17 protein-coding genes are annotated in these 19,107 nt (G+C 57.1%); 13 read left to right on the plus strand and 4 right to left on the minus strand.

The genetic code is table 11. The features are described from left to right. The first annotated feature begins 76 nt into the window (after positions 1-76). The 5 genes from MXM41_RS20285 (at position 77) to pckA (ending at position 6,254) form a co-directional block, all read left to right on the plus strand. Positions 77-2,212: an intracellular growth attenuator family protein gene (locus MXM41_RS20285; RefSeq protein ID WP_325933989.1), complete on the plus strand. Its 2,136-nt coding sequence runs from the start codon at positions 77-79 to the stop codon at positions 2,210-2,212. 63 nt (positions 2,213-2,275) lie between these two features. Continuing rightward, positions 2,276-2,959, plus strand: a complete 684-nt coding sequence (gene yrfG / locus MXM41_RS20290; RefSeq protein ID WP_325933991.1) for a GMP/IMP nucleotidase — start codon at positions 2,276-2,278, stop codon at positions 2,957-2,959. Beyond that, positions 2,956-3,357 (plus strand): ribosome-associated heat shock protein Hsp15, encoded by a 402-nt coding sequence (gene hslR / locus MXM41_RS20295; protein ID WP_325933993.1) that lies wholly within the window; start codon positions 2,956-2,958, stop codon positions 3,355-3,357. Before yrfG ends, hslR begins: the two co-directional genes overlap by 4 nt. A gap of 23 nt (positions 3,358-3,380) precedes the next feature. Beyond that, on the plus strand, positions 3,381-4,259 hold the full coding sequence (hslO, locus tag MXM41_RS20300; protein ID WP_325933994.1) for an Hsp33 family molecular chaperone HslO: 879 nt from the start codon (positions 3,381-3,383) through the stop codon (positions 4,257-4,259). A 378-nt stretch (positions 4,260-4,637) separates the two neighbouring features. Next, positions 4,638-6,254 carry a phosphoenolpyruvate carboxykinase (ATP) gene (gene pckA, locus MXM41_RS20305; protein ID WP_325933995.1) on the plus strand — a complete coding sequence of 539 codons (1,617 nt, stop codon included), beginning with the start codon at positions 4,638-4,640 and terminating at the stop codon, positions 6,252-6,254. A 377-nt stretch (positions 6,255-6,631) separates the two neighbouring features. Here the strand turns inward: pckA and envZ are convergent, their stop codons facing one another. Together envZ and ompR are read right to left on the minus strand one after the other, a co-directional pair. After that, positions 6,632-7,978: a two-component system sensor histidine kinase EnvZ gene (envZ, locus tag MXM41_RS20310; protein WP_039031511.1), complete on the minus strand. Its 1,347-nt coding sequence runs from the start codon at positions 7,976-7,978 to the stop codon at positions 6,632-6,634. Further along, positions 7,975-8,694, minus strand: coding sequence for a two-component system response regulator OmpR (gene ompR, locus MXM41_RS20315; RefSeq protein WP_001157751.1), 720 nt, complete (start codon positions 8,692-8,694; stop codon positions 7,975-7,977). The genes envZ and ompR overlap by 4 nt, the downstream gene beginning before the upstream one ends. A 227-nt stretch (positions 8,695-8,921) precedes the next feature. Here ompR and greB point away from each other — a divergent pair, with 227 nt between their 5' ends. From greB to feoC, 5 genes are all read left to right on the plus strand, one after another. Continuing rightward, positions 8,922-9,395: a transcription elongation factor GreB gene (greB, locus tag MXM41_RS20320; RefSeq protein WP_325933996.1), complete on the plus strand. Its 474-nt coding sequence runs from the start codon at positions 8,922-8,924 to the stop codon at positions 9,393-9,395. Between the two features lie 87 nt (positions 9,396-9,482). Continuing rightward, positions 9,483-11,804 (plus strand): Tex family protein, encoded by a 2,322-nt coding sequence (locus MXM41_RS20325; protein WP_325933997.1) that lies wholly within the window; start codon positions 9,483-9,485, stop codon positions 11,802-11,804. Positions 11,805-12,065: 261 nt separating this feature from the next. After that, the gene (gene feoA / locus MXM41_RS20330) at positions 12,066-12,293 is read left to right on the plus strand and encodes a ferrous iron transporter A (protein ID WP_250586422.1); all 228 of its coding nucleotides are present in this window, start codon (positions 12,066-12,068) and stop codon (positions 12,291-12,293) included. A gap of 31 nt (positions 12,294-12,324) precedes the next feature. Further along, a complete protein-coding gene (feoB, locus tag MXM41_RS20335; protein ID WP_325933999.1) occupies positions 12,325-14,643 on the plus strand; it encodes a Fe(2+) transporter permease subunit FeoB in 2,319 nt (772 codons plus the stop codon). An 8-nt stretch (positions 14,644-14,651) separates the two neighbouring features. Beyond that, the gene (gene feoC / locus MXM41_RS20340) at positions 14,652-14,888 is read left to right on the plus strand and encodes a [Fe-S]-dependent transcriptional repressor FeoC (RefSeq protein ID WP_325934000.1); all 237 of its coding nucleotides are present in this window, start codon (positions 14,652-14,654) and stop codon (positions 14,886-14,888) included. A gap of 26 nt (positions 14,889-14,914) precedes the next feature. On the opposite strand, the gene MXM41_RS20345 is transcribed toward feoC, so the two are convergent. Beyond that, positions 14,915-15,184: a YdgH/BhsA/McbA-like domain containing protein gene (locus MXM41_RS20345; RefSeq protein ID WP_325934001.1), complete on the minus strand. Its 270-nt coding sequence runs from the start codon at positions 15,182-15,184 to the stop codon at positions 14,915-14,917. Positions 15,185-15,295: 111 nt separating this feature from the next. After that, on the minus strand, positions 15,296-16,069 hold the full coding sequence (bioH, locus tag MXM41_RS20350) for a pimeloyl-ACP methyl ester esterase BioH (RefSeq protein WP_325934002.1): 774 nt from the start codon (positions 16,067-16,069) through the stop codon (positions 15,296-15,298). Positions 16,070-16,105: 36 nt separating this feature from the next. On the opposite strand from bioH, the gene gntX reads away from it, so the two are divergent. The 3 genes from gntX (at position 16,106) to gntT (ending at position 19,060) form a co-directional block, all read left to right on the plus strand. Beyond that, positions 16,106-16,789: a DNA utilization protein GntX gene (gntX, locus tag MXM41_RS20355; RefSeq protein ID WP_325934003.1), complete on the plus strand. Its 684-nt coding sequence runs from the start codon at positions 16,106-16,108 to the stop codon at positions 16,787-16,789. Between the two features lie 58 nt (positions 16,790-16,847). Beyond that, complete coding sequence (nfuA, locus tag MXM41_RS20360; protein ID WP_032614840.1) at positions 16,848-17,423, plus strand: Fe-S biogenesis protein NfuA; 576 nt, start codon at positions 16,848-16,850, stop codon at positions 17,421-17,423. A gap of 320 nt (positions 17,424-17,743) precedes the next feature. Then, complete coding sequence (gene gntT / locus MXM41_RS20365; RefSeq protein ID WP_039031501.1) at positions 17,744-19,060, plus strand: gluconate transporter; 1,317 nt, start codon at positions 17,744-17,746, stop codon at positions 19,058-19,060. Positions 19,061-19,107: the final 47 nt, after the last annotated feature.

Here is a 19,107-nt window from a genome sequence, read left to right on the forward strand (position 1 = left end):
AGCCAACCACAGATACGTATTCACTTTTAAAGGTGCTACTGACTACACCTGTAAGAAAAAGTAAGATGGGGAAAGCATGAGCACCATTTTGATTGTCATCGCTGCTATGCTGGCCTGCGTATTCATTGCAGGGTGGTTGTTCAGACGTCGGGCGCAGCGTCGCTATCGCCTGCCTTATCTTAATGCCTTTACCGGGGCAAGCACACGCAAACTGGCCGCAGAAGAACGCAGCGCGATTGAGCAATATCTCGAGTCGTTTAACCGCATCCAGCAGATGCCTGCCACGGGTGCCAGCGCCGCACCGGTATCGTTAAGCCTGAACGCCGAGAGCAATACCGTGCTCTGCCTGACGCGCTCCATTACCCGCTACGGTATTACCACTGACGACCCCAACAAATGGCGCTACTACCTTGATTCTGTCGAAGTGCATCTGCCGCCGTTCTGGGAACAGTACATCAATGATGAAAACAGCGTTGAACTGATTCACACCGATTCTATCCCGCTGGTGATTGCCCTCAACGGCCACTCTATCGCCGAGTATGTCCAGGAAGCGCCGCACCTGGCGCTGGAACACGTCAGCTCAACCCAGGCATCGATTCGTGGCGAAGAGACAGAGCAGATTGAGCTGTTGAATATTCGCCAGGAGACCCACGAAGAGTATGCCCTCAGCCGCCCGGATGGCATTCGGGAAGCGTTGTTGATTGTCGCTGCTTTCCTGCTGTTTTTCTTCTGTCTGTTAAGCCCCGATGTTTTTGCCCCCTGGCTTGCAGGAGGCGGCGTGCTGCTGCTGGCGGCAGGGCTATGGGGATTATTCGCCCCGCCGGCGAAAAACGCGCTGCGTGAGATCCACTGCCTGCGTGGGACACCAAAACGTTGGGGCCTGTTCGGCGAGAACGATCAGGACCATATCAATAATATCTCAATGGGCATTATTGACCTGATCTACCCGCGCCACTGGCAGCCGTGGCTGGCCCAGGATTTAGGGCAAAAGACCGATGTTGATATCTATCTGGACAGGCATGTGGTGCGCCAGGGGCGTTATCTCTCACTGCATGATGAGGTGAAAAACTTCCCGCTACAGCACTGGCTGCGCAGCACGGTGATTGCCGTTGGCGCAGGCATCGTGCTGGCGATGCTGGTTTTCCTCGTGCCGCTGGATATGCCGATTAAATTTACCCTGTCATGGATCAAAGGCGCCCAGACCATTGAAGCCACCAGCGTCGGGGAGCTCGAAAACGCCGGGGTACGCATCGGCGATACGCTGCAGCTGAAGGGCACCGGGATGTGTAATATTCACGCCCCGGGCAACTGGAACGCCCGCCAGAGTTCACCTTTTGCTCCCTTTGACTGCTCGCAGCTGATCTGGAATGATGCGCCCCCGCTGCCGTTGCCGGAATCGGATACCGTCAACAAAGCCGCAGCGCTGACCCAGGCGCTGAGGCGCCAGCTCCATCCTAAACCGGAAGATGAGACGCGCGTCAGCCCGGCGTTACGCTCCGCTATTCAGAAATCGGGCATGATCCTGCTGGATGATTTTGGCGATATCGTACTGAAAACGCAGGAGCTGTGCGCAGAGTCGGATGAGTGCGTCAGGCTGAAAAACGCGCTGGTTAACCTCGGCAACAGCAAAGACTGGGAAGCGCTTGTGAAGCGTGCCAATGCTGGCCGTCTCGATGGCGTTAATGTCCTGCTGCGCCCGGTGAGCGCCGAGTCGCTGGAAAACCTGGTCGCCACCTCTACCGCGCCGTTCGTTATGCGCGAAACCTCGCGTGCCGCCCAGGCGCTTAACAGCCCGGCGCCCGGCGGCTTTGTGATCGTCAGCGATGAAGGCAGCGATCTGGTCGATCAGCCCTACCCGCCGGTTGCGCTGTATGACTACCCGGCGCAGGAGCAGTGGGAAGAGTTTCAGCGACTGGCGCAGATGCTAATGCACACGCCGTTCAGCGCTGAGGGAATTGTGACGGGCCTCTTTACCGATGCCAACGGCACCCGCCATATCGAGTTGCATCGCATACCGGACAGCGCCGGCTTATGGCGCTACATTGCCACCTCGCTGCTGATGCTGACGATGGTGGTCTGCATTCTCTGGAATGGCGTTATGGCGTTGCGTCGCTACCAGCGCTCGCGTACCCGCCTGGCCGAAATCCAGCAATACTACGAAAATTGCCTCAATCCGAAGCTTATCGCCACACCTGAGAGCCTGATCGGATAACCTCTGTGCGCGGCAAGATATGCTACCCTGTCGCGCACGATTCTTCTGGCTGGAGTACTCCCCATGCATCTTGATATCGCCTGGCAGGACGTTGATACCGTCCTGCTGGATATGGACGGCACGCTGCTCGATCTCGCGTTTGATAACTACTTCTGGCAAAAACTGGTGCCGGAAACCTACGGCGAGCAGCAAGGGATCACCCCGCTGGAGGCGCAGGAATTCATACGCCAGCAATATACCGCCGTACAACATACGCTAAACTGGTACTGCCTGGACTACTGGAGCGAACGCCTTGGCCTGGATATTTGCGCGATGACTACCGCTCAGGGCTCGCGTGCCATTTTGCGTGAAGATACCGTCCCCTTTCTGGACGCGCTAAAAGCCTGCGGCAAGCGGCGCATTCTGCTGACCAACGCGCACCCACATAATCTGGCGGTAAAGCTGGAACATACGGGACTGGGTTCACACCTTGATTTATTGCTTTCCACCCACACATTTGGTTATCCGAAAGAGGATCAGCGGTTGTGGCAGGCGGTGGCAGAAGAGACCGGCCTGCAGCCAGAAAGGACGTTATTCATTGATGACAGCGAACCCATTCTGGATGCGGCGGCAAAATTTGGCATTCGTTACTGCCTTGGCGTGACCAATCCTGATTCTGGCCTGGCTGAAAAAACCTATCTGCGTCATCCGGGGCTGAACGACTATCGCCGGATGATCCCCTCACTCAACGTGAAGGAGACGCCATGAAAGAGAAACCCTCCGCAGGGGTAAGACTGGATAAATGGTTGTGGGCTGCCCGCTTTTACAAAACGCGCGCCCTCGCCCGCGAAATGATTGAAGGCGGCAAGGTGCATTACAACGGGCAGCGCAGCAAGCCGAGCAAGCTCGTGGAGCTGAACGCCACCCTGACTCTGCGTCAGGGCAACGACGAACGGACGGTGATCGTAAAAAACGTCACCGAACAGCGTCGCCCGGCAGTGGAAGCCAGCACCCTGTATGAAGAGACGGCAGAAAGCGTTGAGAAGCGCGAGAAGATGGCGCAGGCGCGAAAGCTCAACGCCCTGACCATGCCGCATCCTGACAGGCGACCGGACAAGAAAGAACGTCGCGATCTGATTAAATTTAAAAATGGCGAGAATGAGTGATTCTTGCTGAACGAGAGATGACTATGGCCCAACACGACCAATTACACCGCTATCTGTTTGAACAATTTGCCGTTCGCGGCGAGCTGGTTACGGTATCCGAAACCTGGAAACAGATCCTGGAAAACCACAACTATCCGCTGCCGGTTAAAACCGTGCTGGGTGAGCTGCTGGTCGCCACCAGCCTGCTGACCGCGACCCTGAAATTTGCCGGTGACATCACCGTGCAGCTGCAGGGTGATGGCCCGATGAGCCTGGCGGTGATCAACGGCAACAACCAGCAGCAGATGCGCGGCGTGGCGCGCGTTCAGGGCGATGTCCCGGAAAACGCCGATCTGAAAACGCTGGTCGGCAACGGCTATCTGGTGATCACCATCTCCCCGGAAGAAGGCGAGCGCTATCAGGGCGTGGTCGGTCTGGAAGGCGATACCCTGGCGGCCTGCCTGGAAGATTACTTCATGCGTTCCGAACAGCTGCCGACGCGCCTGTTTATCCGTACCGGTGAAGTCGACGGCCAGCCGGCGGCAGGCGGGATGCTGCTGCAGGTTCTGCCGGCGCAGGACGCTCAGACCAATGATTTCGAGCACCTGGCGACCCTGACCGAAACCATCAAAGCCGAAGAGCTGTTCACCTTACCAGCGAACGACGTGCTGTGGCGTCTGTATCACGAAGAAGAGGTGACGCTGTACGATCCGCAGGACGTTGAGTTCAAGTGCACCTGTTCCCGTGAACGCTGCGCGGGCGCCCTGAAAACGCTGCCGGATGAGGAGATCGACAGTATCCTGGCGGAAGACGGTGAGATCGACATGCACTGCGATTACTGTGGCTCTCACTACGTGTTTAACGCCATGGACATTGCCGAGATCCGCAACAACGCTTCCCCGGCCGATCCTCAGCTGCACTAAGTCCTGCTTTTAACTGCCCTCCTGTGGGGGCAGTTAAGCTGACTTCCCGCCTCGCTACTCATTAATTTCATTCACTATTTACCCTGTCCTGCTGAATCGTTATCAGTAATGTAAGACTTTCGTAATTTACTTTCATGTATGCGCTTACATTCACATTCTCGTAGTTAAATTTATCGGCTAATCCCCTTTTCGGAACATTTTCCCCAACCTAAAAATGATTCCTGCCATAATCTGCTCCGCGAAGTGACAGGAGTCACAGCGTTTTCCGTCATAAAGGGTTTTTGTCCAGATACGCAAATCTATGAGCCCGGTCGCGGTTAACATTCGAAGAAAAACCCTACAATTTCAGGCAGTATAAATTGGCTAAGGAGCAGTGATATGCGTGTTAATGGTTTAACCCCGCAAGATCTCAAGGCTTATGGAATCAACGACGCTGACGATATCGTCTATAACCCTGATTACGATACGCTTTATCAGGAAGAGCTCAATCCCGCGCTGGAAGGATACGAGCGCGGTATCGTGACGACGACCGGCGCTATCGCTGTCGACACCGGTATCTTCACCGGCCGTTCGCCGAAAGATAAATACATTGTCCGTGACGACACCACCCGCGACACCCTGTGGTGGGCCGATAACGGCAAAGGGAAGAACGACAACAAAGCGATCTCCCCGGAAACCTGGCAGCATCTGAAAAGCCTCGTCACTCAACAACTGTCCGGCAAGCGTCTTTTCATCATCGACGCTTACTGCGGCGCCAATGCCGACACCCGTCTTTCCGTGCGTTTCATCACTGAGGTGGCCTGGCAGGCGCATTTCGTGAAGAACATGTTCATTCGCCCAACCGAGGAAGAGCTACAAAACTTCGAGCCTGACTTTATAGTGATGAACGGTGCGAAGTGCACCAACCCACAGTGGAAAGAACAGGGGCTGAACTCGGAAAACTTTGTCGCCTTTAACCTGACGGAGCGTATCCAGCTGATCGGCGGCACCTGGTATGGCGGCGAAATGAAGAAAGGGATGTTTTCCGTCATGAACTACCTGCTGCCGTTACAGGGCATTGCCTCCATGCACTGCTCGGCGAACGTTGGCGAGAAGGGCGACGTGGCGGTCTTCTTCGGTCTCTCAGGTACCGGTAAAACTACCCTCTCCACCGACCCGAAACGCCGCCTGATTGGCGACGATGAACACGGCTGGGATGACGACGGCGTGTTTAACTTCGAAGGCGGCTGCTACGCCAAGACCATTCGTCTGTCGGCAGAAGCGGAGCCGGATATCTTCCAGGCGATCCGTCGCGATGCGCTGCTGGAGAACGTGACGGTACGTGCCGATGGCACGGTCGATTTTGACGATGCGTCCAAAACCGAAAATACCCGCGTCAGCTACCCGATCTACCATATCGACAACATCGTTAAGCCGGTATCAAAAGCGGGCCATGCTACCAAGGTGATCTTCCTCACCGCCGACGCGTTTGGCGTGCTGCCGCCAGTTTCACGCCTGACCGCCAGCCAGACCCAGTATCATTTCCTCTCCGGTTTTACCGCCAAGCTGGCCGGGACCGAGCGCGGCGTGACTGAGCCGACCCCAACCTTCTCCGCCTGCTTCGGCGCCGCCTTCCTGTCGCTGCACCCGACGCAGTACGCCGAAGTGCTGGTGAAACGCATGCAGGCCGCAGGTGCCCAGGCTTATCTGGTGAACACCGGCTGGAACGGCACCGGTAAACGTATCTCCATCAAAGATACCCGCGCTATTATCGACGCCATTCTGAATGGTTCGCTGGATGATGCGGAAACCTTCACTCTGCCGATGTTCGACCTGGCGATCCCAACCGCGCTGCCGGGCGTGGACAGCCATATCCTCGATCCACGCAACACCTACGCTTCGCCGGAGCAGTGGCAGGAAAAAGCCACCACCCTGGCGAAACTGTTTGTGGAAAACTTTGAGAAGTACACCGATACGCCAGCGGGTACGGCATTGGTAAGTGCGGGCCCAAGGTAAAAGTAAAAAGGCAACGAAAGTTGCCTTTTTTAGTGGTTGCTCCCTCTCCCTGTGGGAGAGGGCCGGGGTGAGGGCATCAGACCGCACAAGGTAAAAGCAAAAAGGCAACGAAAGTTGCCTTTTTTAGTGGTTGCTGCCTCTCCCTGTGGGAGAGGGCCGGGGTGAGGGCATCAGGCCGCACAAGGTAAAAGCAAAAAGGCAACGAAAGTTGCCTTTTTTAGTGGTTGCTCCCTCTCCCTGTGGGAGAGGGCCGGGGTGAGGGCATCAGGCCGCACAAGGTAAAAGCAAAAAGGCAACGACAGTTGCCTTTTTTAGTGTTTGCACCCTCTCTCCGTGGGAGAGGGCCGGGGTGAGGGCATCAGGCCGCACCCCATTTTTTAACTCTCTTTCACCTGCCTGCGCGGGAACGGCACCGGCAGCCACGCGCGGATACTCAACCCACCCCGCTCGCTGGTACCAATTTCCAGCAGACCGTTATGGTTATCCACAATACGCTGCACAATCGCCAGACCTAAACCGGTGCCGCTGGTGCTGCGCGCGCTGTCGCCACGCACAAACGGCTGGAACAGGTGTTTACGCTGTTCCGGTTTGATCCCCGGGCCGTCATCTTCCACCTGGAACCAGGCTCGATTGAGTTCAGAGCCGCTGCTGACCTTGATCCAGCCATTGCCGTAGCGGGCGGCGTTCACCACCATATTCGCCACCGCACGCTTGATAGAGAGCGGGTGCATACGCACGGTGATATCGCCCGGCTGCAGGTCGGTTTCGATCTCGCGCTCATAGCCGCTCTCGGCCGCCACCACTTCACCCAGCACCGCGTTAAGCTCCGCGATCTCCATCGGCATCTCCTGCCCGGTGCGCAGGTAGTCGATGAACTGCTCGATGATGGCGTTGCACTCCTCGATGTCCTTGTTGATGGACTCCGCCAGGTAGCCGTCTTCCTCACCCATCATTTCGGTGGCCAGACGGATACGCGTCAGCGGGGTACGCAGGTCATGGCTGACCCCGGCCATCAGCAGGGTACGGTCATCCGCCAGCTGCTTTACCCCTGCCGCCATATGGTTGAAGGCGCGGGTCACCGACCGCACTTCCGAGGCGCCATATTCGCGCAGCGGAGGAGGAATAATGCCTTTACCGACCTGAAGCGCCGCATGCTCCAGGTCGACCAGGGGTCGGTTCTGGATGCGGATAAACAGCCACGCGCCGCCTATCGCCAGCAGCATGATCGCCAGGGTATAGCGGAACAGCGGCGAGAAGTCGCCCTGATGGATTTCGGTCAGCGGCACGCGCACCCAGATATTGGGTGACAGCCAGGTTTTCAGCCAGACCACCGGCGAGCTTTTGTTGACCTCAACGCGCACTTCCGTTGGGCCACCCAGCTGCTGCGCCATCTGCTGGCTGAGGAATTCATAGTGCTGTGCCCAGCGCAGGCCTGCGTCTTCCGCCGCTTCGTTAGAATAGAGCGATATCCCCAGCTCGCGGTAGATCTCACGGCGAAACGCCGGGGGGACCACCAGCTGCGTGCCATCTTCCAGCTGCAGTTTATCGGTCATCAGCATACGCACTTCGTAGGCCAGGACCTTATTAAACTGCTGCAGACTCGGCAGGATCGCAAAGTTCAGCACGACCAGGTAAGTCGTCACCAGGCTGACAAACAGCAGGGTGACGATCAGTAACAGGGTGCGGGCAAACGAGCTACGCGGCGAGAAACGCATTCGCCTCATGCTTTAGAACCGTCCGGGACAAACACGTAGCCCAGACCCCAGACGGTCTGGATATAGCGCGGATGCGCCGGATCCTCTTCCACCATGCGACGCAGGCGGGAGATCTGTACGTCGATAGAACGCTCCATCGCGGAGTATTCACGGCCACGCGCCAGGTTCATCAGCTTATCTCGGGAGAGCGGCTCACGCGGGTGGCTGACCAGCGCTTTCAGCACCGCGAACTCACCGCTGGTCAGCGGCATCGGCTCATCTTCACGGAACATCTCGCGGGTACCCAGGTTCAGCTTGAACTTACCGAAGGCGATCACCGCCTCTTCCTGCGAAGGGGCGCCAGGCAGTTCGTTGGCCTGACGACGCAGGACGGCACGAATACGCGCCAGCAGTTCACGCGGGTTAAAGGGCTTAGGAATGTAGTCGTCGGCGCCAATTTCCAGGCCCACGATACGGTCAACCTCTTCCCCTTTCGCCGTCACCATAATGATCGGCATCGGGTTGCTCTGGCTGCGCAGACGACGGCAGATAGAGAGACCATCTTCGCCAGGCAGCATCAGATCCAGCACCATCAGGTGGAAGGATTCGCGAGTGAGCAGGCGATCCATCTGTTCGGCGTTAGCCACGCTACGAACCTGGAAGCCCTGCTCGGTCAGATAACGCTCGAGCAGCGCGCGCAGGCGCATGTCGTCATCCACCACCAGAATCTTATAATTCTCTTGCATTGTCAGTACTCCCAAAGGTTCGGATAATCTTGAACAGCGTATTCTAAAAAAGTGCGCGTCCACGACCAGCTAATTCTGGTATAAATTCTAGTCGAAATTGTTACAAAGCATATTTAACAGCAGCTTAACTGTACATTCCATCACATAACTTATTATTAATCTTGTCTGTTAAGCTAAGTGATACGTAATGTGCGCAAGGTAAGCCAACATTGTTGTAAGGCATGAGTATGAAAACGCCCCTGATCACCCGCGAAGGGTATGAAAATCTGAAGAAAGAGCTGGAGACGCTGTGGCGGGAAGAGCGCCCGGAAGTAACAAAAAAAGTGACCTGGGCGGCAAGCCTGGGCGACCGCAGCGAGAATGCCGACTACCAGTACAACAAGAAACGGCTGCGCGAAATCGACCGCCGGGTGCGTTATCTGACCAAATGCCTTGAGAATCTGAAAATCGTCGATTACTCCCCCCAGCAGGAGGGCAAAGTCTTCTTCGGCGCCTGGGTAGAGATCGAAAACGACGACGGCGATCTCAAGCGTTTTCGTATTGTCGGTTACGATGAAATTTTTGGTCGTAAGGATTACATCTCCATCGACTCCCCGATGGCCCGGGCACTGCTTAAAAAAGAGGTGGGCGATCTGGCTACCGTCCATACGCCGGCGGGTGAAGCCAGCTGGTATGTAAATGAAATCGAGTACGTAAAATAGTCCGAGACCACCCTCCACGGCTGGCATTTTGCCGTGCCAGTCCGTATAACTATCCCCTGATTTTTCGACCCACAAGATGAAATAGCCATGATGAAAGATTCGCTCTGCCGCATTATTGCGGGTGAACTTCAGGCAAGGGCTGAACAGGTAGAAGCTGCCGTTCGCCTGCTTGATGAAGGGAACACCGTGCCGTTTATCGCACGTTATCGTAAGGAAGTCACCGGCGGTCTGGACGACACCCAGCTGCGTAACCTGGAGACCCGCCTCGGCTATCTTCGTGAGCTGGAAGACAGGCGTCAGGCTATTCTCAAATCCATTGGCGAACAGGGCAAACTGACCAGCGATCTGGAAAAAGCCATTAACGGCACCCTGAGCAAAACCGAGCTGGAAGATCTCTACCTTCCGTATAAACCAAAGCGCCGCACCCGCGGACAGATCGCCATTGAAGCAGGCCTGGAGCCACTGGCGGACCTGCTGTGGACGACGCCGTCCCACGACCCGGAAACCGAAGCCGCGAAATTTATCGATGCCGATAAGGGCGTGGCGGATACCAAAGCTGCCCTGGATGGGGCACGCTATATCCTGATGGAACGCTTTGCCGAAGACGCGGCCCTGCTCGCAAAAGTGCGTGACTATCTGTGGAAGAACGCTCATATCGTCTCCACCGTGGTCAGCGGCAAAGAGGAAGAAGGGGCGAAATTCCGCGACTACTTCGACCACCATGAACCGATTTCGACCGTGCCTTCTCACCGTGCGCTGGCGATGTTCCGCGGTCGCAACGAGGGTATTCTGCAACTCTCCCTGAACGCCGATCCGCAGTTCGACGAGCCGCCGAAAGAGAGCCACGGCGAACAGATCATCATTAACCATCTCGACCTGCGCCTGAATAACGCCCCGGCGGACAGCTGGCGTAAAGGCGTGGTGAGCTGGACCTGGCGTATCAAGGTGCTGATGCACCTCGAAACCGAACTGATGGGCACCGTGCGCGAACGCGCCGAAGACGAGGCAATTAACGTCTTTGCCCGTAACCTGCACGACCTGCTGATGGCTGCCCCTGCCGGCCTGCGCGCTACCATGGGCCTCGATCCGGGTTTGCGTACCGGCGTGAAGGTGGCGGTGGTTGATGGCACCGGCAAGCTGGTGGCCACCGACACCATTTATCCGCACACCGGCCAGGCGGCTAAAGCGGCAGTAGCCGTGGCGGCGCTCTGCGAGAAGCACAACGTTGAGCTGGTGGCGATCGGTAACGGTACTGCCTCCCGTGAAACCGAGCGTTTCTTCCTCGATCTGCAAAAGCAGTTCCCGAAAGTGACCGCCCAGAAGGTGATTGTCAGCGAAGCGGGGGCATCGGTGTACTCGGCGTCCGAGCTGGCGGCACAGGAGTTCCCGGATCTGGACGTCTCCCTGCGCGGTGCGGTCTCTATTGCCCGCCGCCTGCAGGATCCGCTCGCCGAGCTGGTGAAGATCGATCCGAAATCCATCGGCGTGGGCCAGTACCAGCACGACGTCAGCCAGACGCAGCTGGCGCGTAAGCTGGACGCGGTGGTGGAAGACTGCGTAAACGCCGTTGGCGTGGATCTCAATACCGCCTCTGTTCCCCTGCTGACCCGCGTGGCGGGCTTAACCCGGATGATGGCGCAGAATATCGTCGCCTGGCGTGACGAGAACGGCCAGTTCCAGAACCGTCAGCAGCTGCTGAAGGTGAGCCGTCTGGGGCCAAAAGCCTTTGAGCAGTGCGCGGGCTTCCTGCGTATTAACCACGGCGACAACCCGCTGGACGCTTCCACCGTGCACCCCGAAGCCTACCCGGTGGTGGAGCGTATTCTGGCTGCCACCCAACAGGCGCTGAAAAACCTGATGGGTGACAGCAGCGCGCTGCGCCACCTGAAAGCGGTTGATTTCACCGATGAGAAATTCGGCGTGCCAACCGTCTCCGACATCATTAAAGAGCTGGAGAAACCTGGCCGCGACCCGCGTCCGGAGTTCAAAACCGCGCAGTTTGCCGAAGGCGTCGAGACGATGAACGACCTGCTGCCGGGCATGGTGCTGGAGGGCGCCGTCACCAACGTCACTAACTTTGGTGCCTTTGTTGATATCGGCGTCCATCAGGATGGTCTGGTGCATATCTCTTCGCTTGCCGACAAGTTCGTTGAAGATCCGCATACCGTGGTGAAAGCCGGCGACATCGTGAAGGTGAAAGTGCTGGAGGTGGATCTGCAGCGCAAGCGTATCGCCCTGACCATGCGTCTGGACGAGCAGCCAGGCGAGACCAACGCCCGTCGTGGCGGCGGTAACAGCGACGCACGCCAGCAGCGTCCGGCCGCCAAACCGCGCGGACGCGAAGCGCAGCCATCCGGTAATAGCGCGATGATGGATGCGCTGGCGGCGGCAATGGGTAAGAAGCGTTAATTATTGTGCCCTCTCCTCTCTGGGGAGAGGGTTTATTCTTTGTTATTTTTTTATTTAAATAAGCAGCAAATATAAAACCCTTCATCAGCACTTTATTAACAAATAAGCTACCCGCTTGCGCCGTAAATATTGAGCAAGGTCAATCGGGCTGCAAATTAATACGCCCATGCACATTCCGTCACATATTTAATATTGATGATAGAAACCATTCTCATTACCATTGTGCCTGTTGATTATTTAACCTCTCGTTAAGTAGGCACTATGCAATTCACTCCAGACAGCGCGTGGAAGATCACCGGCTTCACCCGCGAAATCAGCCCGGCCTATCGCCAGAAACTGCTCTCTTTAGGGATGCTTCCCGGCTCCTCGTTCAACGTTGTGCGCGTGGCTCCGCTGGGCGATCCGGTCCATATCGAAACCCGACGTGTGAATCTGGTTCTGCGTAAGAAAGATCTCGCATTAATAGAAGTTGAAGCCCTGTCTCAATAAAACGCCAGCTCTCGTAGCGAGTGTGAAATAAATGAAAAAATTAACCATTGGCTTAATTGGTAATCCCAATTCCGGCAAGACCACCTTATTTAATCAGCTGACCGGTGCCCGCCAGCGGGTGGGTAACTGGGCAGGCGTCACGGTCGAGCGTAAAGAGGGTCAGTTTACGACGACCGACAATCAGGTCACCCTCGTCGATCTGCCCGGCACGTATTCGTTAACCACCATCTCCTCCCAGACTTCGCTGGATGAGCAGATCGCCTGTCACTATATTCTGAGCGGCGACGCCGATCTGCTGATCAACGTGGTGGATGCCTCAAACCTGGAGCGAAACCTCTATCTGACGCTGCAGCTGCTGGAGCTGGGTATCCCCTGCGTGGTGGCGTTGAACATGCTCGATATTGCGGAAAAACAGCAGATCCGCATCGACGTCGACGCCCTCTCCGCCCGCCTGGGCTGCCCGGTGGTGCCGCTGGTTTCTACTCGTGCCCGCGGGATCGATGCCCTGAAACTCGCCATCGATCGCCACGACCGTAACGCCGGGGTAGAACTGGTGCACTACGCCCAGCCATTACTGCGTGAAGCCGGGATCCTCGCGAAGGCAATGCCGCACAACATGCCGTTCAGACAGCGCCACTGGCTCGGCCTGCAGATGCTGGAAGGCGATATCTACAGCCGTGCCTTTGCCGGTGATGCCGCCCGACAGCTTGATGCGTCTCTTGCACGCCTGAATGACGAACTGGACGACCCGGCCCTGCACATTGCGGATGCCCGCTATCAGAGCATCAATGCCATTTGCGACGTGGTCAGCAACACTCTTACCGCCGAGCCGAGCCGCTTTACCCGGGCGATGGACAGGATAATCCTTAACCGTTTTCTCGGCGTGCCGGTCTTTCTGCTGGTGATGTACGTGATGTTCCTGCTGGCCATTAACATTGGCGGCGCGCTGCAACCGCTGTTTGATATCGGCTCCGTGGCGATCTTTATCCACGGCATTCAGTGGCTGGGATACATGCTGCACCTGCCGGAATGGCTGACCATTTTCCTCGCCCAGGGGCTGGGCGGCGGGATCAACACCGTGCTGCCGCTGGTGCCGCAGATTGGCATGATGTATCTGTTCCTCTCCTTCCTGGAGGACTCCGGCTATATGGCCCGCGCGGCCTTCGTGATGGATCGCCTGATGCAGGCGCTCGGTCTGCCGGGCAAATCCTTTGTGCCGCTGATTGTTGGCTTCGGCTGTAACGTGCCGTCGGTAATGGGGGCGCGCACGCTGGATGCGCCGCGTGAACGCCTGATGACCATTATGATGGCGCCGTTTATGTCCTGCGGCGCACGTCTGGCAATTTTTGCCGTGTTTGCCGCTGCCTTCTTTGGTCAGGAGGGCGCGCTGGCGGTTTTCTCGCTCTACGTGCTGGGCATCGTGATGGCGATACTTACCGGCCTGATGCTCAAGTACACCATCATGCGTGGTGAAGCCACGCCGTTCGTGATGGAACTGCCGGTCTACCACGTACCGCACCTGAAAAGCCTGCTGATCCAGACCTGGCAGCGTCTGAAAGGCTTTGTCCTGCGCGCGGGTAAAGTGATTGTGGTGGTCAGTATTTTCCTCAGCGCGCTGAACAGCTTCTCGCTGAGCGGCAAGGCGGTAGACAACATTAACGACTCCGCGCTGGCCTCGGTCAGCCGCGTGATCACCCCACTGTTCAAACCCATTGGCGTACACGAGGATAACTGGCAGGCCACCGTCGGGCTGTTCACCGGCGCAATGGCAAAAGAGGTGGTGGTGGGGACGCTTAACACCCTCTACACCGCCGAAAACATTCAGGAAGCGGAGTTTAACCCGGCGGCGTTCCACCTGGGCGACGAACTGTTCAGCGCGGTGGATGAAACCTGGCAGAGCCTGAAAGAGACCTTCAGCCTGAGCGTGCTGGCGAACCCGATTGAAGCCAGCAAAGGCGACGGCGAGATGGCGACCGGCGCAATGGGGGTAATGAGCGAGAAGTTTGGCAGCGCCTCAGCGGCATACAGTTACCTGATCTTCGTTCTGCTCTACATTCCGTGCATCTCGGTTATGGGGGCCATCTCCCGCGAATCCAGCCGCGGCTGGATGGGCTTCTCGGTGCTGTGGGGGCTGAACATCGCTTATTCGCTGGCGACGGTTTACTACCAGGCGGTCAATTTCAGCCAGCATCCGCAGTACAGCCTGGTATGCATCCTGGCAGTGGTGCTGTTTAACCTGGTGGTGATCGGACTGTTACGTCGGGCCCGCAGCCGGGTGGACGTCAATCTGTTGGCAAAAGACAGAACCGCAGCGGCCTGCTGCGAAAGCCCGGTAAGCGACTGTCATTAGGAGGCGGCATGGCATCGTTAATTGAGATACGTGATTTACTGGCGTTGCAGGGAAGAATGGAGGCTACCCAGCTCAGCCAGCTCCTGCATACCCCGCAGGCGATGATCGAGGCCATGCTGCAACGCCTTGAGGCGATGGGTAAAGCGGAGCGGATCCAGGAAGATGCCGACGGCTGCTTAACCGGCAGCTGTAAAAGCTGCCCCGAAGGAAAAGCCTGCCTCAGGGAGTGGTGGGCGCTTCGCTAAACGAAGCGCCAGATACTCACGACGAATTATTTGAAGACTTCCGCCGTGGCACGAATATCTTTTTCATTTTTCGTGCCGCTGGTGATCACATAGTAGGTGCCGCCCATCTCATCTGCTTTCTGAGAAAGCTCTTTTTTGGCGTCCATCGGCGCAGTGGTGTCAGAGGTCGAAACATCCCCGACCTTTGTCAGATTCATCTTTTTAGCTTCATCGCGTTGCAGCTCTTTTGCCGCAAAAGCACCAAAGGACAGCGACCCAATAACCAGTGAAGCGACAATTCCTGTGACAAGTTTCATATCCATACTCTCCATCGATTGGTAATTGTGTTTATCGCGGGCATCACCGCCACAACGACATAAAGAGTATCGTAGCGGCTGGCGACTTTTTCCACGATGAACGTAAAACAATCACAGGACGCGTTGCCGCAGCGTTGTTACGGCGAGACAAAATGCCTCTGGATGCGAAATAAACGGCGCATGGGCGGCTTTAGCGACCGTCTGCGACTCGCTTTGCGGCCACAGCGCGTCCAGCAGCGGTACTACCTTACGCGGTACCAGCCCATCCAGCGCACCGTAAAGTCGCAGGTGCGGCAGCGATAGAGACGCCAGCGGCGCGCGCAGATCGGTGGTTTTGAGGATCTCCAGCCCGCCATTCAGCACTTCTACCTCGGGCATCGGCAGGGAAAGTACCGTGGTTTTCAGCGTGCGGGCATCCTGACGCGCGGTCTCCGTACCCATGGTTTGCAGGGCGAGGAAACGCTCCACCGTGCGCTGAAAATCGTCGCTCAGTTGCTGCTGGAAACCGGCCAGCACCTCGGGTTTGATTCCCGGCCAGTCGTGCCGGGCGCTGAAACAGGGGGAAGAGGCGACGGTCACCAGCGCCTGCACCCGCCCGGGATGCGTCAGGGCAATCTGGCTCGCCACCAGCCCGCCCAAACTCCAGCCCAGCCAGATCGCCTGCTCCGGTGCCTGGGCCAGTACCTGCTCCGCCATCGCCTCAAGCGGCATCGCGCCAAAATCGCGGCTGCGGCCAAACCCCGGCAGGTCCACCAGGTGCAGCGTAAACTGCGAGGCCAGTTCCTCGCTAACGCAACGCCATACTTCGGCGTTCAGACCCCATCCGTGCAGCAGCACAAGATGACAATTTCCTGTCCCGATGGTCTCCCACCAAAGCTTGTTCATCGATTACTGTTCTCTTTTTTCACAAGGAGGTTGTCTATGCTAACAGTGCCCGGCTTGTGCTGGCTATGCCGGATGCCGCTGACGCTCGGTCATTGGGGAATCTGTTCCGTGTGCGAAAAGGGGATTGCGCCGCGGGCGTGCTGTTGTCCGCAGTGCGGATTGCCGGCCCTCCACCCTCACCTGCCTTGTGGACGCTGCCTGCGTAATCCCCCGCCCTGGCAGGCGCTGGTGGCGGTATGCGGCTATACGCCACCGGTAAGCTCGCTCGTACATCAGCTAAAATTTTCCCGCCGCAGCCAGCTGGCTCAGCCATTGGCGAGGCTGTTACTGCTGGCGCTGCTGCGTGCCAGGCGCAGCCGGAGATTACCGCGCGTCGACATAATGGTTTGCGTGCCGTTATGGTCCCGCCGCCACTGGCGACGCGGGTTTAACCAGAGCGACCTGCTTTGTCGCCCGCTGGCCCGCTGGCTGAACTGCCGCTATGTTCCCGACGCCCTTCGCCGCATACGCGCCACCCCGGCCCAGCATCGGCTCAGCGCGAGATTGCGTAAACGCAACCTGCAGCACGCTTTTGTGCTTGAATTACCGGTGGCGGGACGCCATATCGCTCTGGTGGATGATGTCGTGACAACAGGCGCTACCGTCGCGGAGCTCTCCCGCCTGCTTTTGCGAAGCGGCGCGGCGTCGGTTCAGGTATGGTGTCTGTGTCGAACCTTGTAGCGCCCTCTGGTTGGGCGTATTATACCCAGGTAATTTAGTCAACTATTAGGCCAATGCTATGATCCGTATTTCCGATGCTGCACAAGCGCACTTTGCCAAACTGCTGGCAAATCAGGAAGAAGGGACCCAGATCCGCGTTTTCGTGATCAACCCAGGCACCCCGAATGCAGAATGCGGCGTCTCTTATTGCCCACCGGATGCTGTGGAAGCAACTGACACCGCCCTGAAATTTGAGCAGCTCACTGCCTATGTCGATGAGCTGAGCGCCCCGTATCTGGAAGATGCGGAAATTGATTTTGTGACCGACCAGCTGGGCTCGCAGTTAACGCTGAAAGCGCCAAACGCCAAAATGCGTAAAGTGACCGATGACGCCCCGCTGATGGAACGCGTTGAGTACCTGCTGCAGTCACAGATCAACCCGCAGCTGGCTGGCCACGGTGGTCGCGTCTCCCTGATGGAGATCACCGAAGATGGTCTGGCCATTCTGCAGTTTGGTGGCGGCTGTAACGGCTGTTCAATGGTCGACGTCACGCTGAAAGAGGGGATCGAGAAGCAGTTGCTGAACGAGTTCCCTGAGCTGAAAGGCGTACGCGATCTCACCGAACACCAGCGCGGCGAACACTCTTACTACTGATTGCCCGTCTGCCTGCCCGGTAGCGCTATGTTTACCGGGCCTTCATTTCCTGCAAAGCTGATATCCCCTCGCTGTTACCATCTCATAACATGACCTGCGTCTCAGAATTCACATTTTGACCACCTGGGTCATTCTCAAGCCACACATGTTACCCGTATCATTCCTGCGGGCACTAAAACAGCTTTACGCTGACCGACTAAACTAAAGTTTTAGAAGGCAGCCAGTCTGTGTGCCATAAGTGCGCTGTTCCCGGTTGGGGCAACATTAATATGTCGTTAAAAAATGACGTTACCCATAACAATTCTTAAGGCCAGATAATCATGCCATTAGTCATCGTCGCTATCGGTGTAATCCTGTTACTGCTCCTGATGATCCGTTTCAAAATGAACGGTTTTATCGCCCTTGTTCTGGTGGCACTTGCTGTCGGCCTGATGCAGGGTATGCCGCTGGTAAAAGTTATCAGCTCCATTAAAGCCGGGGTGGGCGGTACGCTCGGTAGCCTGGCGCTGATCATGGGCTTCGGCGCCATGCTCGGTAAAATGCTGGCTGACTGCGGCGGCGCCCAGCGCATCGCGACCACATTGATTGCCAAATTCGGCAAAAACAATATTCAGTGGGCGGTGGTATTAACCGGCTTTACCGTTGGTTTTGCCCTGTTCTACGAAGTGGGCTTCGTGCTGATGCTGCCGCTGGTGTTCACCATCGCGGCCTCTGCCAGTATCCCGCTGCTGTACGTCGGTGTGCCGATGGCCGCTGCGCTGTCCGTGACCCACGGCTTCCTGCCGCCGCACCCGGGTCCTACCGCCATCGCTACCATCTTCCATGCGGATATGGGTAAAACCCTGCTGTTCGGTACTATCCTTGCCATCCCGACCGTGATTCTGGCCGGCCCGGTATTTGCCCGCTGCCTGAAAGGCATCGACAAGCCTATCCCGGAAGGTCTGTACAGCGCCAAAACCTTTACTGAAGCAGAGATGCCAAGCTTTGCGGTCAGCGTCTGGACTTCTCTGGTCCCGGTCGTGCTGATGGCGATGCGTGCGGTCTGCGAAATGATCCTGCCAAAAGGCCACCCGGTGCTCGGCGTTGCTGAGTTCCTCGGCGACCCGGTCATGGCAACCCTGATTGCAGTCCTGATTGCGCTGTTCACCTTCGGTCTGAACCGTGGCCGCTCCATGGATCAGATTAACGATACCCTGAGCTCTTCGATCAAAATCATCGCGATGATGCTGCTGATCATCGGTGGTGGCGGTGCCTTTAAACAGGTTCTGGTTGATAGCGGCGTGGACAAGTACATCGCCTCTATGATGCATGAAACCAACATCTCCCCGATCCTGATGGCGTGGTCTATCGCGGCGGTCCTGCGTATCGCGCTGGGTTCTGCCACCGTGGCAGCCATCACAGCGGGCGGTATCGTTGCGCCACTGATTGCGACCACCGGCGTCAGCCCTGAGCTGATGGTTATCGCGGTGGGTTCCGGTAGCGTGATTTTCTCTCACGTCAACGATCCGGGCTTCTGGCTGTTCAAGGAGTACTTCAACCTGACCATCGGTGAGACCATCAAGTCCTGGTCCATGCTGGAAACCATCATCTCCGTCTGCGGCCTGATTGGGTGTCTGCTGCTGGGTATGGTTGTCTGATGTGACATTGCCGGTCATACAACAAAAACCCGCCTTTCGGCGGGTTT

The organism is Leclercia adecarboxylata (genome assembly GCF_035787115.1).
Classification (GTDB): domain Bacteria; phylum Pseudomonadota; class Gammaproteobacteria; order Enterobacterales; family Enterobacteriaceae; genus Enterobacter; species Enterobacter adecarboxylatus_E.

What these genes read in the sequence shown, in the direction of transcription:
- hslR (WP_325933993.1), top strand. Translation starts at nt 2,956, where the DNA reads ATGAAAGAGAAACCCTCCGCAGGGGTAAGACTGGATAAATGGTTGTGG.
- pckA (WP_325933995.1), top strand. Translation starts at nt 4,638, where the DNA reads ATGCGTGTTAATGGTTTAACCCCGCAAGATCTCAAGGCTTATGGAATC.
- hslO (WP_325933994.1), top strand. Translation starts at nt 3,381, where the DNA reads ATGGCCCAACACGACCAATTACACCGCTATCTGTTTGAACAATTTGCC.
- feoB (WP_325933999.1), top strand. Translation starts at nt 12,325, where the DNA reads ATGAAAAAATTAACCATTGGCTTAATTGGTAATCCCAATTCCGGCAAG.
- gntX (WP_325934003.1), top strand. Translation starts at nt 16,106, where the DNA reads ATGCTAACAGTGCCCGGCTTGTGCTGGCTATGCCGGATGCCGCTGACG.
- bioH (WP_325934002.1), bottom strand. Translation starts at nt 16,069, where the DNA reads ATGAACAAGCTTTGGTGGGAGACCATCGGGACAGGAAATTGTCATCTT.
- yrfG (WP_325933991.1), top strand. Translation starts at nt 2,276, where the DNA reads ATGCATCTTGATATCGCCTGGCAGGACGTTGATACCGTCCTGCTGGAT.
- gntT (WP_039031501.1), top strand. Translation starts at nt 17,744, where the DNA reads ATGCCATTAGTCATCGTCGCTATCGGTGTAATCCTGTTACTGCTCCTG.
- ompR (WP_001157751.1), bottom strand. Translation starts at nt 8,694, where the DNA reads ATGCAAGAGAATTATAAGATTCTGGTGGTGGATGACGACATGCGCCTG.
- envZ (WP_039031511.1), bottom strand. Translation starts at nt 7,978, where the DNA reads ATGAGGCGAATGCGTTTCTCGCCGCGTAGCTCGTTTGCCCGCACCCTG.
- nfuA (WP_032614840.1), top strand. Translation starts at nt 16,848, where the DNA reads ATGATCCGTATTTCCGATGCTGCACAAGCGCACTTTGCCAAACTGCTG.
- MXM41_RS20345 (WP_325934001.1), bottom strand. Translation starts at nt 15,184, where the DNA reads ATGAAACTTGTCACAGGAATTGTCGCTTCACTGGTTATTGGGTCGCTG.
- feoA (WP_250586422.1), top strand. Translation starts at nt 12,066, where the DNA reads ATGCAATTCACTCCAGACAGCGCGTGGAAGATCACCGGCTTCACCCGC.
- feoC (WP_325934000.1), top strand. Translation starts at nt 14,652, where the DNA reads ATGGCATCGTTAATTGAGATACGTGATTTACTGGCGTTGCAGGGAAGA.
- MXM41_RS20325 (WP_325933997.1), top strand. Translation starts at nt 9,483, where the DNA reads ATGATGAAAGATTCGCTCTGCCGCATTATTGCGGGTGAACTTCAGGCA.
- MXM41_RS20285 (WP_325933989.1), top strand. Translation starts at nt 77, where the DNA reads ATGAGCACCATTTTGATTGTCATCGCTGCTATGCTGGCCTGCGTATTC.
- greB (WP_325933996.1), top strand. Translation starts at nt 8,922, where the DNA reads ATGAAAACGCCCCTGATCACCCGCGAAGGGTATGAAAATCTGAAGAAA.